Annotated in this window: 12 protein-coding genes; 10 read left to right on the forward strand and 2 right to left on the reverse strand. The window is 50.6% G+C overall.

The features are described from left to right. Positions 1-24 precede the first annotated feature (24 nt). The 10 genes from M891_RS0106185 (at position 25) to M891_RS0106230 (ending at position 11,760) form a co-directional block, all read left to right on the forward strand. Complete coding sequence (locus M891_RS0106185) at positions 25-984, forward strand: 4-hydroxy-3-methylbut-2-enyl diphosphate reductase (protein WP_016312931.1); 960 nt, start codon at positions 25-27, stop codon at positions 982-984. 158 nt (positions 985-1,142) lie between these two features. Then, positions 1,143-1,871, forward strand: coding sequence for a CAP domain-containing protein (locus tag M891_RS0106190; protein ID WP_028538211.1), 729 nt, complete (start codon positions 1,143-1,145; stop codon positions 1,869-1,871). A gap of 317 nt (positions 1,872-2,188) precedes the next feature. Then, entirely contained in the window at positions 2,189-3,232 is a 1,044-nt protein-coding gene (gene aroF / locus M891_RS0106195) for a 3-deoxy-7-phosphoheptulonate synthase (RefSeq protein WP_028538212.1), read from the forward strand. Between the two features lie 260 nt (positions 3,233-3,492). Further along, positions 3,493-4,917, forward strand: a complete 1,425-nt coding sequence (gene glnA, locus M891_RS0106200) for a type I glutamate--ammonia ligase (RefSeq protein ID WP_016312928.1) — start codon at positions 3,493-3,495, stop codon at positions 4,915-4,917. A 219-nt stretch (positions 4,918-5,136) separates the two neighbouring features. After that, a complete protein-coding gene (locus tag M891_RS0106205) occupies positions 5,137-7,866 on the forward strand; it encodes a GH36-type glycosyl hydrolase domain-containing protein (protein WP_028538213.1) in 2,730 nt (909 codons plus the stop codon). Between the two features lie 18 nt (positions 7,867-7,884). Then, complete coding sequence (locus M891_RS0106210) at positions 7,885-8,769, forward strand: hypothetical protein (RefSeq protein ID WP_028538214.1); 885 nt, start codon at positions 7,885-7,887, stop codon at positions 8,767-8,769. A 213-nt stretch (positions 8,770-8,982) separates the two neighbouring features. Further along, positions 8,983-10,071 carry a 3-phosphoserine/phosphohydroxythreonine transaminase gene (gene serC / locus M891_RS0106215; protein ID WP_028538215.1) on the forward strand — a complete coding sequence of 363 codons (1,089 nt, stop codon included), beginning with the start codon at positions 8,983-8,985 and terminating at the stop codon, positions 10,069-10,071. Between the two features lie 168 nt (positions 10,072-10,239). Continuing rightward, positions 10,240-10,704 carry a tRNA (uridine(34)/cytosine(34)/5-carboxymethylaminomethyluridine(34)-2'-O)-methyltransferase TrmL gene (gene trmL / locus M891_RS0106220; protein ID WP_009227014.1) on the forward strand — a complete coding sequence of 155 codons (465 nt, stop codon included), beginning with the start codon at positions 10,240-10,242 and terminating at the stop codon, positions 10,702-10,704. Between the two features lie 410 nt (positions 10,705-11,114). Beyond that, positions 11,115-11,360 carry an AbrB/MazE/SpoVT family DNA-binding domain-containing protein gene (locus M891_RS0106225; RefSeq protein WP_016312924.1) on the forward strand — a complete coding sequence of 82 codons (246 nt, stop codon included), beginning with the start codon at positions 11,115-11,117 and terminating at the stop codon, positions 11,358-11,360. Between the two features lie 181 nt (positions 11,361-11,541). Continuing rightward, entirely contained in the window at positions 11,542-11,760 is a 219-nt protein-coding gene (locus M891_RS0106230) for a hypothetical protein (RefSeq protein ID WP_028538216.1), read from the forward strand. A 714-nt stretch (positions 11,761-12,474) separates the two neighbouring features. Here M891_RS0106230 and M891_RS0106240 read toward each other — a convergent pair. Then, positions 12,475-13,542: a phosphodiester glycosidase family protein gene (locus M891_RS0106240; RefSeq protein ID WP_016312922.1), complete on the reverse strand. Its 1,068-nt coding sequence runs from the start codon at positions 13,540-13,542 to the stop codon at positions 12,475-12,477. Then, positions 13,539-13,949: a hypothetical protein gene (locus M891_RS0106245; RefSeq protein WP_016312921.1), complete on the reverse strand. Its 411-nt coding sequence runs from the start codon at positions 13,947-13,949 to the stop codon at positions 13,539-13,541. The genes M891_RS0106240 and M891_RS0106245 overlap by 4 nt, the downstream gene beginning before the upstream one ends. Positions 13,950-14,018 lie beyond the last annotated feature (69 nt).

The raw sequence follows: 14,018 nt of genomic DNA on the forward strand, positions 1-14,018 counted from the left end.
GGGATTAGAAAGTAGGGATAAAGGATGGAAGTCATTAAAATTACACCGCGCGGTTATTGCTACGGCGTTGTCGATGCGATGGTTCTGGCTCGTCAGGCAGCGCAGAACCTGGATCTGCCGCGACCGATTTATATACTTGGCATGATTGTGCACAACAGCCATGTCACGAACTCCTTCGAGGACGAGGGAATTATTACGTTGGACGGTCCGAACCGTCTGGAGATTTTGAATAAGGTTGAGAGCGGGACGGTGATTTTTACTGCCCATGGGGTGTCTCCAGAGGTTCGCAAGCTGGCCCGGGAGAAAGGGCTCACCACAGTGGATGCCACTTGCCCTGACGTCACGAAGACCCATGTATTAATTGAGGAGAAGGTTGCCGACGGATATGAAGTCATCTACATCGGCAAGAAAGGACATCCTGAACCGGAAGGTGCGATAGGAGTAGCTCCAGGCAAGGTCCACCTGATCGAGAAGGAAGAAGAGATCGATCAGCTTCATCTCACCGCTGACAAAATCGTCATCACCAACCAAACGACGATGAGCCAGTGGGATATTAAGCATATTATGAAAAAATTGCTGGAGAAATATCCGAGCGCTGAGGTGCACAATGAAATCTGTCTTGCGACCCAATTGCGACAGCAGGCAGTTGCGGAACAGGCGGGTCAGGCTGACCTCGTGATCGTGGTCGGCGATCCGCGGAGCAACAACTCCAACCGCCTCGCTCAAGTGGCTGAAGAGATTGCCGGAGTGAAGGCGTACCGCATCGCGGACATTACAGAGCTGAAGCGTGAATGGCTGGAAGGGGTCCGCAAAGTAGCGGTCACCTCGGGGGCATCGACGCCAACGCCAATTACGAAGGAAGTCATTCAGTATCTGGAGCAATATGATCCGGAAGACCCGTCAACTTGGGAGATCGTTCGTACGGTAAATCTAGCGAAATTGTTACCTCCTGTGAAGGTCGGAGCACGAAACAAAGGTGAATAAACAATAGATTCATAGAGCTGAAAACCGCGTCCCATCGCGGTTTTCATGCATTTACCAACATTTATGGGGTTCAATAGAAGTCGATTCATGTTATACTCGTTGTAGAAAGGTTACAAAAATGTAACTAAGAGATTCACTACAACGAAGGAGATGACCGAATGAAATCGAATCGACTGAAGCGTTTGGTAACAGGTGGACTTACTGCAATGTTGGCAGCAGCAATCTTTGTACCAGCATCGGCCTCGGCGGCCTCGAATACAATTACGACGAAAACCTATACGACCTATAAGGTATATACTACGTACGGCACGAATGCAAATACTTGGACGAACTACTTCACCATTCCTTGGTATCAATATTATCCAACGAAGCCGGTCCAAAGCGGTAACCAAGGCACTACAGGCGGCCAGACGCCAACTGGAACGAAGCAAGGTGCGACTCAAGGTACAACACAAGGTACAACACAAGGTACTACGCAGGGCACTACCGGTAATACGCAAGGTGCGGTAACTGACAAGTCGCAATTTGCAACGGAAGTGATCCAACTGGTAAACCAAGAGCGTGCAAAGCAAGGCCTGAAACCGCTCACCGGTGATGCCGAGCTGAACAAGATGGCATTGGCGAAAGCGAAGGATATGAGCGATAACAACTACTTTAGTCATACGTCTCCAACGTACGGCTCCCCGTTTGACATGATGAAGAAGTTTGGCATTCCATTCGGCTATGCAGGCGAGAACATTGCCATGGGGCAAAAAACGCCGGCTGAAGTCGTCAACGCTTGGATGAACAGTGAAGGACACCGTGCAAATATTCTGAACGCGAACTACAACCTGATTGGGGTTGGCTATTACAACGGGTATTGGGCACAGGAGTTCGTTGGAAGATAAGCAATCTCACGTAAGACCGGAGAAGGGTTCTCCGGTCTTTTTGTTTTTGTCCGTGGGAGGGGCTAGGCGCCCTCTTTTTCAGCATTATCCCTTTTGATAAGGGGCAGGGATGAATTTGTGTAAGAAGAAAGGTCGGCTTATTCCGCATTTACCTACAGCGATTAGGGTTGACGGGAGAGATGAATTCGGCTATAGTTACTTTAGCGGTTAAAAGCTTAAAAGCACACAAGCGTTCAAGCAAAACAGTGATTGTGCATTCGTATATTTGTTTTTAGCTCGTACACGCATCGCCTAATAGAAGAAAGGATGGGATCGAATTGATCGTTATTACTTCAAACCAAACCCCTGAGGAGCGCGTTCAGGAGATTATCGCTGTTATCGAGAAGGAAGGCCTGCAGACCCATGTATCACGTGGGAAAGATCGGACTGTTATCGGATTGATCGGTACGATTGAACCAAAGCTGGCTGAGCATCTTCGCCAAATGAAGGACGTTGAGAATGTCATCAAAATTTCGAAATCTTACAAGCTGGCCAGCCGGGACTTCCATCCTGAAGATACGGTCATTTCGATCGGTGACGTTAAGATTGGCGGTGACGAGCTGGTTGTGATGGGCGGTCCTTGTGCCGTAGAATCGCCGGAACAAATCGATGAGATCGCGCGTCTCGTGAAAGCAGCCGGCGGTCAGGTGCTGCGGGGCGGTGCATTTAAGCCGCGTACAGGTCCTTACAGCTTCCAGGGCATCGGTGTGGAAGGCCTCATAATGATGGCGGAGGCAGGCAAGAAGCATGGTCTGTTGACCATTACGGAAGTCATGACGCCGGAATATGTGGACGTGTGCGCGGAGTATGCTGATATTCTGCAGGTCGGTACGCGCAACATGCAGAACTTCGATCTGCTGCGCAAGCTGGGGACGATCAACAAGCCGGTGTTATTGAAACGCGGCTTCAGTGCGACTTATGATGAGTTCCTGAACGCAGCCGAGTACATTTTGGCGGGCGGGAATCCGAACGTTATGTTATGCGAACGCGGGATCCGTACGTTTGAAACGTACACTCGTAATACGCTGGATCTGTCGGCAATTCCAGTGCTGCAGAACCTGAGCCATTTACCGGTGATCTCTGACCCAAGCCATGGTACGGGCCGCCGTGAGCTGGTGGAACCGATGACGAAAGCCTCCGTAGCTGCCGGCGCAGACGGTCTGATTATCGAAATGCACACCGATCCGGACAACTCGATGACCGGTGACGGCGTACAGTCTTTGTTCCCGGACCAGTTCGCTGCGTTACTTCAAGATTTGGAGAAATTGGCGCCATTGGTAGGTAAACGTTTTGATACCCCAAAAGCTGCACTTCGCGTGTAAGGTAGGCCAACATGTGCAACGCTTTCACAGATTTCATAAAATCCGAAAGCCCATTCCCCATGCGGTGAGTGGGCTTTTATACTATTTGTCTATTATTTTGTACTATGCGTAATAATACCTTATTTTGCGTGTAAAAATACCTTACATAACTATTGACGACTTCACCCCCATAGTCCTATAATGACGACATAATCATAATAAAGGATGAACGTTAAACGCAAAAATAAGATTTAATGTTCGTGATTTGGGGAGGAAAGATTATGTCAGCAGAGATCGTTTTAAAAACAATCAAGGAAAAGCAAATCGAGTGGGTAGATTTCCGATTTGTTGATCTGTCGGGACGTCAACATCACATTACACTTCCTGCGAGCCAAGTAACTGAGGAAACCTTCGTAAACGGCGTTGCATTCGACGGCTCCTCGATCCCTGGCTTCCGCGGTATCGAAGAATCCGATATGGTTATGATGCCAGACCATGGTTCTGTATTTGTTGATCCTTTTACCGCACATCCGACGTTGAACGTATTTTGCGATATCTATACGCCGGACGGCGACCGTTATGAGCGTGACCCGCGCAGCGTAGCAGTTCGCGCAGAAGAGTACCTGAAGCAAAGCGGCGTTGGTACCGCAGCATTTTTTGCTCCAGAATCCGAGTTCTTTATCTTTGACGATGTTCGCTATGAGAGCAGCATGAACAAAACGTTCTACTCGGTAGATTCCGAGGAAGCGATTTGGAACACGGGCCGTACGGAAGAAGGCGGCAACCTGGGTTATAAAGTGCCGGTTAAAGGCGGCTATGTACCGGTTGCACCAACCGACAAGCAACAAGACATCCGCAGCGAAATGTGCCGTCTGCTTGAAGAAGCGGGCATTCAAGTAGAACGTCACCACCACGAAGTAGCAACTTCCGGTCAAGCGGAAATTAACTTCCGTTTCGACACGCTGTTGAAAACGGCAGATAACCTGATGGTCTACAAATATATCGTGCATAACACGGCTGCTCAATTTGGTAAAACGGCAACGTTTATGCCGAAGCCGCTCTTTGGCGATAACGGCAGCGGGATGCACGTTCACCAATCGATCTTTAATGGCGATACTCCTCTGTTCTATGAAAAAGGCGCTTATGCCAACCTGAGTGAAACTGCTCTGCACTACATCGGCGGGATCCTCTACCATGCACCGGCGATCATCGCCTTCACGAACCCAAGCACGAACTCGTTTAAACGCTTGGTACCTGGCTTCGAAGCTCCAGTAAACCTGGTATTTTCGAAAGGGAACCGTTCGGCTGCGATCCGGATTCCGGTTGCTGCCGTAACGCCAAAAGGCTGCCGTATCGAATTCCGTACGCCAGACTCCACGGCGAACCCATACCTGGCCTTCTCTGCTATGCTGATGGCTGGTCTCGACGGGATCAAGAACAAAATCGATCCGGTGAAACTGGGCTATGGACCGTTCGACAAGAACATTTACGAGCTGTCGGATGAAGAGAAAGCAACGATCCGCAGCGTTCCAGGCTCCCTGGACGAAGCGCTCAACGCTTTGGAAAACGACTATGAGTTCTTGACTCAAGGCGGGGTCTTCACGAAAGCGTTCATCGACAACTTTGTGGAAATGAAACGCGCTGAAGCGAGAGCTGTTGCAGTGCGTGTACATCCTTACGAATTTGGTCTTTATTACGATCTGTAAGCCGAATAAAGCTATCATACGATCAACCTCCCCATTCAAACGGATGGGGAGGTTTCATTTTTTGCGACCTGAAACCCTTTACAAACCGAGAGATAGATCAGATAATGAAGATATTCGAAACCGGTTTCGACCCTTTTTGAAATTGGTTTTTTTGATTTTTAATAATTAAGGTTCGGAATCATTACGAAACTTCTGATTTTAACGAAAGGGATGAGGGAAATGGCGACAAGCGGCTGGAGATTTGAGGGGAACGAGGGGGTGTTTCGGCTTGAGCAGCCTGAGTTAAGCAGTTATTTGTATTTTCCTTTGGTGAATGAAGCGGGGATGATGTCCTCGGTATCTCCCAATCTGCATGGGCAAGCGACAACGGGACATAATTCATTCCTGATGGAACCGATCTCGGTGGAGAGCTTACATAACTCCAAAGCGGCACGGAACTTTTGGATCTATGTTGATGGTTATGGGGCTTGGTCTGTGACGGGAAATTCCGCACGGCAAAATGCGGCGTTATTTTCAGAGGAGAAAGAGAAAACGTCGCTGGAAGCCGGGTTCCTATGGCATAAAATCACCCGGGAAAGCACCCGTCTAAAAATAAGAGCTGAAATCACCAGCTTCGTTCCTGTGACGGACGATAAAATCGAACTTATGAAAGTTCGGCTGACCAATACCGGGGATCAGGAGCTCGCCATCACCCCAACTGCTGCGATTCCGCTGTATGCGCGTTCTGCTGACGATCTGCGGGATCACCGGCATGTGACCTCATTGCTCCACCGGATCTATACCTCCGCTTACGGCGTAGAAGTTCAACCGGCGCTGTCGTTCGATGAGCGCGGGCATCGTGTGAACAAAATGGCCTACGGCGTCTTTGGAGCTACGCAGGACAGTATAGCTCCGATTGGATTCTTCCCGGTGACCGAGGACTTCATCGGTGAGGGCGGGGCTTTCGACTGGCCGCAGGCGGTGGTTGACCATCGCCAGCCGGATGTTGAAGCAGGCGCAGAGATCGAGGGATATGAGGCGGTTGGCGCGCTCAGGTTCGCCACGACCCAGCTAGCACCGGGGGAATCGGTGGCCTATGTCGTAGCCATGATGATCGCTGATGACCGAATTGATACGAAACGCATGGCAGCTGCCTATTTGTCTGAGGCGCGATTTGATGAACTGCTTGAGCAAAACGAAGCTTATTGGCGGAGCAAGCTCGATACGCTTGCTTTTCATTCCGGGGATGAACAACATGACCTCTGGTTGAAATGGGTGACATTACAGCCGATTTTGCGCCGTTTATATGGAAACTCATTTCTCCCATATCATGATTATGGACGCGGCGGACGCGGCTGGCGTGATCTATGGCAGGACTGTCTGGCTTTGCTGGTGATGGAGCCGGATGAGGTGGGGCATTTATTGTATAACAACTACGCCGGCGTGCGGATCGACGGCAGTAACGCAACGATTATCGGCGCGAAGCCGGGCGAATTTATCGCTGACCGTAACAATATTCCGCGGGTATGGATGGACCATGGGGCTTGGCCGCTGTTAACGACGCTCTTGTATATTCATCAGAGCGGGGACCTCGGCTTTTTGCTGAAGCCGCAGACGTACTTCCGCGATATTTTCACTAAACGCTGTAAGGAACGGGATCTGTCCTGGACGCCGGAGCAGGGGAACAAGCTGTTGACTCAGGATGGGCGGACTTATGAAGGAAGCATTTTGGAGCATATCCTGCTGCAAAACATCGTGCCGTTCTTTAACGTAGGCGAAAATGGGAATATGAAGCTGGAAGGTGCAGACTGGAACGACGGATTAGATATGGCGCCGGAATGTGGGGAAAGCGTCGCATTTACGGCGTTTTATGCCAGCAATTTGCGGGAGCTCTCCGAGCTGCTTCCTCGATTAGCGCAAGCGCCGGGAGGAACGGACACGATTGAGATTGCCGAAGAAATCGCTGTGCTGCTGGATAGCCTTGGAACGCCGGTGAACTATGACAGCATTTCGGCGAAGCAGAAGCTGTTGGAACGTTATTTTGATTCCGTTGTGCCTGCCGTTAGCGGGCGGAAGCGGAAGTTTAGCCTACAGCAAGTGGCAGAGGATCTTCGGCGGAAAGCGGATTGGGCGTTTGAACATTTACGGAAGCAGGAATGGATCCGCAGTGCGGAAGGGTTTGAGTGGTTTAACGGATATTACAACAACGATGCTGTACGGGTGGAAGGAGACCATCCCAATGGGGTGCGTATGACCTTAACTGGACAGGTGTTTACGATCATGGGCGGTATTGCGACCGAGGAGCAAGTTGGCAAAATTACAGCAGCGGTGGATCGTTATCTCAAGGATGAACGCATCGGTTACCGGCTAAATTCGCGGTTTGGTGAAATTCAGCAGAATCTGGGGCGGGCGTTTGGGTTTGCTTTTGGCCATAAAGAAAACGGGGCGATGTTCAGCCACATGACGGTGATGTACGCTAATGCGCTATATAAGCGCGGGTTTGTCCAGGCTGGCAAGCAAGTACTGGATTCCGTTTACCACTTGTCCGCGGATTTTGATCGCAGCCGGATGTATCCCGGGATTCCGGAATATATTAACGAACGAGGCCGGGGCATGTATACTTATTTAACGGGATCGGCCAGCTGGCTGCTGTTGACGCTGCTGACGGAAGTATACGGGGTCAAAGGCAATTACGGCGATCTGCGTCTGGAACCGAAGCTGACGGCAGAGCAATTTGATGCAGCGGGAGAAGCGTCCGTGATCACCGGCTTCGCCGGACGTCAGTTGCAGATCGTTTACCGTAACCTGCAGCGTGCCGAATACGGGAATTATCGAATCGGTCAGGTTACCCTCAATGGCGTAACACTGGATTCCAGTTCTCGTGAAGGGGGCTGCCTTATTCCGCGTCAAGCGATCGAAGCGCTGCCGGAAGGAGCCGTTCACCGGATGGAAATAACGCTAACCGCGTAATAGATAGGAAGGGAATCCATGGCTTATTATTTAAAAAACGACCGATTGCTCGTTGAAATTGCCGAGCTCGGAGAAGCGTACCAAGGCACCCGGTTCGATGGGACCGGAATCATCACAGGCGTTAAGCTGGATGGACAACATCAATTCTGTGTGCCGGAAAGCTTGACGCCTGGAACCGGTACGGGAGGCATTGGAATTTGCAGCGAATTTGGCATTAAGGAAGCGATCGGATATGAAGACACCCGGGTGGGGGAGCAGTTCCCCAAGCTGGGTGTAGGCTTGCTCACACGGCCGGATGAAGCGGAGTACCTGTTTTATAGGGATTACGCCTGCCAACGGTTTGAGACTCAGGTGGAGCAAGAGGGCGAGCAGCAGATTTGTTTTACGACCGAGCCTGCGGAATGCCGGGGATACGCAGTACGTATGCAAAAAAACATCGAGATTTCCGATAATCTCCTGTCTGTGACCTACACACTGGAGAATACCGGAAGCCGGGTAATTACGACCGATGAATACAGCCATAACTTCCTTGGTATGGATGGGTATGCGGTAGGTCCGGATTACGTGCTGAAACTGCCGTTTGCTCCGGAGATCTGGAGCGATGATCCATCGACGCTGGAGGGCTTAGTGTTTGAGGGGGATCAAGTGACCTGGGAACGTCGTCCAGAGAAGGACTTCTATTTCCGGATGACTCCCTTCGACGGACGTGAAACCCCTTGGCTATGGGAGCTCAAGCATCGGCCCAGCGGACTGACTGTGTGTGAGCGAAGCAAGCCTCCATTAAGCTCAGCCGCCGTTTGGGGGCATGGCCATGTCATTTCCCCGGAAATGTTCGTTGCGGTCCATGTGCCACCGGGAGAACGACAAAGCTGGACGCGGAGTTACGAGTTTAGCAGTATTTGATAAATGATTGATCTTCGTATAGTTCACATGACCCATGAGCAAAGATTCAAAAAACGTTCATTCCTTTCCCTTGATGAAGCGTTAATGTGTCAATTCTGCAAAATAGTGAATTTTTGCGAAATAACGGGTTGCTGGGAGATCGAATAGTTGCTATGATAATCGATAATTATATTCGAAACCAGACATCGATTGTAAAGGGGAAGGATGGGAGAAATGAGTAACAGAGCTTATAACTTTAATGCGGGCCCAGCCGCATTGCCGCTGGAGGTCTTGGAACGGGCCCAGGCCGAGTTCGTTGATTTCCGCGGGACAGGCATGTCGATTATGGAGATGTCCCACCGGGGAGCCGTCTATGAGTCGGTTCATAATGAGGCAGCTGAACGGTTGCTGAAGTTGTTCGGCCAACCGTCTGGTTACCAGGTGCTGTTCCTGCAAGGCGGGGCTTCCACCCAATTCGCCATGCTCCCGATGAACCTGCTTACAGAAGGCAAGAAGGCCGGCTATGTAAAATCGGGCAGCTGGGCGAACAAAGCGATTAAGGAAGCCAAGCTCATCGGCGAAACGTTTGTTGCAGCATCCTCGGAGGAAGATAAGTACATGTCCCTTCCGGACCTCAGCAACCTGAATCTGCCGGAGAACACCGCGTATTTGCATGTCACCTCTAACGAAACGATTGAAGGTACGCAATACCGCGAGTTCCCGGACACCGGCAGCGTTCCGTTGATTGCCGATATGTCCAGCGATATTTTGTGCCGTCCTTTTGATTTAACTCAATTTGGCATGGTGTATGCCGGAGCGCAGAAGAACCTGGGACCATCTGGCGTAACGGTGGTGATCGCTCGCGAAGAACTGCTGCGGGAGTCTCCAAAGCATCTGCCAACGATGTTCCGTTACGATACGCATGCTCAGAATAACTCGCTGTACAACACTCCTCCATCCTTCTCGATTTATATGGTGAACGAAGTGCTGAAGTGGATTGAAGAGCAAGGTTCGCTTGAGGGAATCGAGAAGAAGAACCGGGACAAGGCTGATTCTCTGTATCAAGCGATTGATGCCAGCGGCGGTTTCTACCGTGGTTGTGTCCGGCCGGAGAGCCGTTCGATCATGAACGTGACCTTCCGCCTGGCGAACGATGAGCTGGAGAAGCTGTTCGTGAAGGAATCGGAGAAGGAAGGCTTCGTGGGGTTGAAAGGCCATCGCAGTGTCGGCGGCCTGCGCGCTTCGATTTATAACGCCGTTCCAAAAGCCAGCATTCAAGCTCTTGTCGAATTCATGGAACACTTCCAAAAAACGCACGGATAAAGTTCGCAGCAGGGTTTCCGTCAGATGCCCTCTGCTGATCCTAAGTACCCCCGACTTGTCTGCATGCAGGCGAGTTGGGGTTTTTTAGAGTCAAAATTTGATATAATGATCAAGTCCGGTTTATGACGCGGCCGGGTTTATTTTTTAATGACGAGGAGTTCGATCATCATGGCGTTACATATTGTGCTGGTGGAGCCGGAAATTCCGGCCAATACAGGAAATATCGCGAGAACGTGTGCGGCTACGGGCATACATCTGCATCTGGTACGTCCGCTTGGATTCCGCACAGACGATGCGACGCTGAAGCGGGCAGGCTTGGACTATTGGTATGCGGTGCATATTGAATACCACGATTCGTTTCAGGAAGTGGAGGAGAAATATGCGGGAAGCCGCTTTTTCTTCGCTACGACCAAAGCTAAGAAGCGTTATACGGATTTCAAGTTCCAGGATGGGGATTTCTTTGTGTTCGGTAAAGAGACGAAGGGCTTGCCGCCGGAGATTTTGGAAGCCCATCCCGACACGACGATGCGTATGCCCATGACCGACAAGGTCCGTTCGTTGAACTTGTCTAACTCGGCGGCAATTATTGTGTATGAAGCGCTACGCCAGCTGGATTTCCCCGGGATGCAGTAATTCCGATTCGGGGATGGAGCCTTTGATGAGGGCGTGGAGCCGGCGGTTGCTTGGCTCCTGAACCCTTGGGGTGATGGGGAAGAAGGCTGATGCGGGAAGAATCAACCTTCGCTGACATGCAAATCGGTGTAGGATAGAAAATAGGGGATGAATCTAGGCAAAGTTGCAGGGAGGACGGCTGAACGTCGATCGATCTCCCTCAGCTTAACTGCCATCGACTACACGGGGAATGGGGCGGTGCAGCCAGTCATCGGTGAAGTACTATAGAAAAGATCGTTGCAGGCAAGCCGGAAAAAAATTAAAAACATGGAACTTTAGCAGGAATCCCGAAAAAAATAGCGAAATATAATAGATTAGGTATTTGGTTCTATTTTTACATAACTAATTTTTCAGGAGAGGTGTACAATTTTATGAAACCTGCTGGTGTGGTCCGTAAAGTGGATCAACTCGGGAGAATCGTGTTGCCTAAGTCACTTCGCAAGAGATATCAAATGAACGAGGGAGATCCCGTCGAGATTTTGGTTCAAGGGGATCACATCATTTTGGAGCGTTACCGGCCGAAATGTGTATTTTGCGGATCGATGGAACACGTTAGTGACTTCAAAGAGCGGTCCATCTGCAATCAATGCCTGGTCGAAATGAGCCAACTGTCCTAGTCTCGATCCAGGACATTTGATGGGTTTATCGGCCTTAGAGCGTAAGCCTAAATGAGCTTCCCGTGCGGGAAGCTTATTTATTTTGTCGAAGTTGCTCGTATGGGGGCGGTTTTGATATTCAATTGGCTCCTAGGCTCCTAACGGAATAGTGATGTTGTTGGCACTCTTTGGGAGGACTAACGTGGATCTTCGTGCGGATCCTGGCGAGGATTCTGACGTGGACACTAGCACGTTGGGTCCTGCCGTGGGTTCTAACGTAGATCCTGACGTGGAACTGAACTTGGACTCTAATGTGGACTGTAACGTGGATCCTGGCGAGGATCCTAACGTGGATACTAACACGTTGGATCCTGCCGTGGTTCCTGACGTGGACCCTAACGTGGATCCTAACGGACCGTAGAGACCTTATTTGGCGATTTCCCGGTTATTTCCCGTTGTAACGGACCCTAATGCCCTTATTCGCCTGTCTGAGCAGGGATGGCGGGATTTTTCTGCAAAATAAGGTCTCCTCAGTCCGTTAGAAATCGGAATGTTCGCAGAAGGGAGTAATAACGTCTCTGAGGTCCGTTAGCATAGGGACGTCGGAGCAAGATGAGACGATTTGAAAACAACGGAAGGCCCGGCTGAATCCAAGATTCGAAGCCGAGCCTTCTGCATTTGAAAAAACTTCGTGATGAGAAGTCGCCCTTTTGAGTGACCGGTAAAATGAAGAGTCAAAAGGGCGGGTTATCAGCACCGAGAAGGTTGGAAGAAGCTTAGGGACTGAGTAGCGGAGCGTAGCAAGGGGCTACGAGAGCAACGGAAGGCCCGGCTGAATCCAAGATTCGAAGCCGAGCCTTCTGCATTTGAAAAAACTTCGTGATGGGAAGTCGCCCTTTTGAGTTACATCTTAAAGGCCTTTGGTTTTATCGTCGTTATAGGCTGCAGTCAAAATCCCGCACAAAAACATCGCCAAAACGAGTGCAATAATCCAGAACGTTAAAGAGAATGACAAGCCGAACACCTCCACGTTGTACTCCTTCCCCTATTATACCCGGCAATCGTCCAAAAATAAATCAAAATGTGATGGATTTCATAGACAAGTTGCTCGTGGAAGAAGACGTTGAGAAGCGGCTCATTTAAAAAACAAGAAATGCGTGGGCACAGGCCGAAGTGCCCCGTCGGACGGGTGGTTGATCACCCGGCCATTGACAACCAGGGAGGAGGAGCCTCCGCCGTCCAGGTTGTAGGCGTCTTGTACGCCCAGGTTCGCCAGTTTGTTTTGCAATTCTTCCAGCGTTGCGCCGGAACGGCCCTTTTCGTTATCGCCGTCGACGACCAGCACCAGCAGTTGATCATCCTTGTAATTTCCGATCACCGTACGCGGCGCCCGCAGCGGGGAGGTCTTCCACTTATCCGGGATGGGGAGCTTAACTCCATTTTGCAGCAGGATGGGGACAAAGGAAGCGCCGAACTTTGGTTGCAGCTTGTCCAGGCTCTCCTTGTTCTTAAATTTGCCGCCGATCAATTGCCCCGACTGATTTAGTCCAACGAAAAATAAATCCTTATAAGAAGGCTCAAAGCCGTTCACGTATTGCCCGTTGAGGACCGTAGTGCTCAAGGGGTAGCGTTGCCCGCGGGAATCGGCAAATCCGCCGGCGTTAATGCCGGCAACCGCTCCGTAGCGCTGCACTGCTTGCTTCGTCGTTTCCGCCCCGCCCAGTCGATCTTTGCCCAGCGTCATTTTCATGGCATCCGGTGACTTGAGTCGAATCTTCATCGCATACCCGCGGTACGTGCCGGGGTTCACTTTGTAGAGCTCGATGCGAATCCGGTCGCTTTGGATCGTCTCAAATGGTACCCCTAACTTGGAGGTGATCCGCCGATCGTAGATGGATTCGGGTTTGGCGGATACCGTCTTGGCATTTTTGACGATGTCGCTCATGGTTTGGGTAGTCTTCTGGTAGAGCTCGGCCGTCTTTCGGATGGAGGAAATGGTCGTCTTGGCGTCTTTCTCCGCTTTCGTTAATCCTTCCGCGATGGAGGCGGTGGTTTGGAAGACGTCCGCTTCGGGCGTGATGGGGTGCGGTGACCGGTTCCATTGAATCGCGGCCCCGCTGACGAAGAGAGCAATCAAGAGTCCGATCAAAGGTCCAGTAGCCAGCAGAAAAAAACGGTTGATTTGTTTAACTGGTGTGATCATTTCAGCAGATCCATCTTTTTCTGTAGTGCGGCCAACTGTTCCTTGACCTCGCTTAATTGCGAGAACAATTTGTTGCTGTTATCCGTTTTTTCGCTGGTGTTGTCCTTGGTGAATTCAAGCAATTCGTTGAACGCTTGCACTTTGTTTTGCAATTCCTGAACTTCCTCGGACAAAGCGGTGAGCTGGGCAGTATAATCGGCTTTCATGAGCTCGGCTTCGCTTTGCCATTTGGCGTCCAGCTGGTCAATCATCGATTGCTTCAAATGGTTGCTATACATATAGGCCGCAGTGACACCGGCACCGATCAGCAGGATCCAGATCAGAATAATCAGGGCTACGGAAGGCCGCCGTGTTCTCCTGCTGCGACTCGTTTCGGTGACGGTTGCAGATTCCGTAGAGTAAGGCATGGAGATTCACCTCTAGACATAGTTTCGTACGTTTTGTGCAGCTTTCATTCTATCATGTCGACACGAGGT

This window comes from Paenibacillus sp. J14, from assembly GCF_000518465.1.
Classification (GTDB): domain Bacteria; phylum Bacillota; class Bacilli; order Paenibacillales; family Paenibacillaceae; genus Fontibacillus; species Fontibacillus barengoltzii.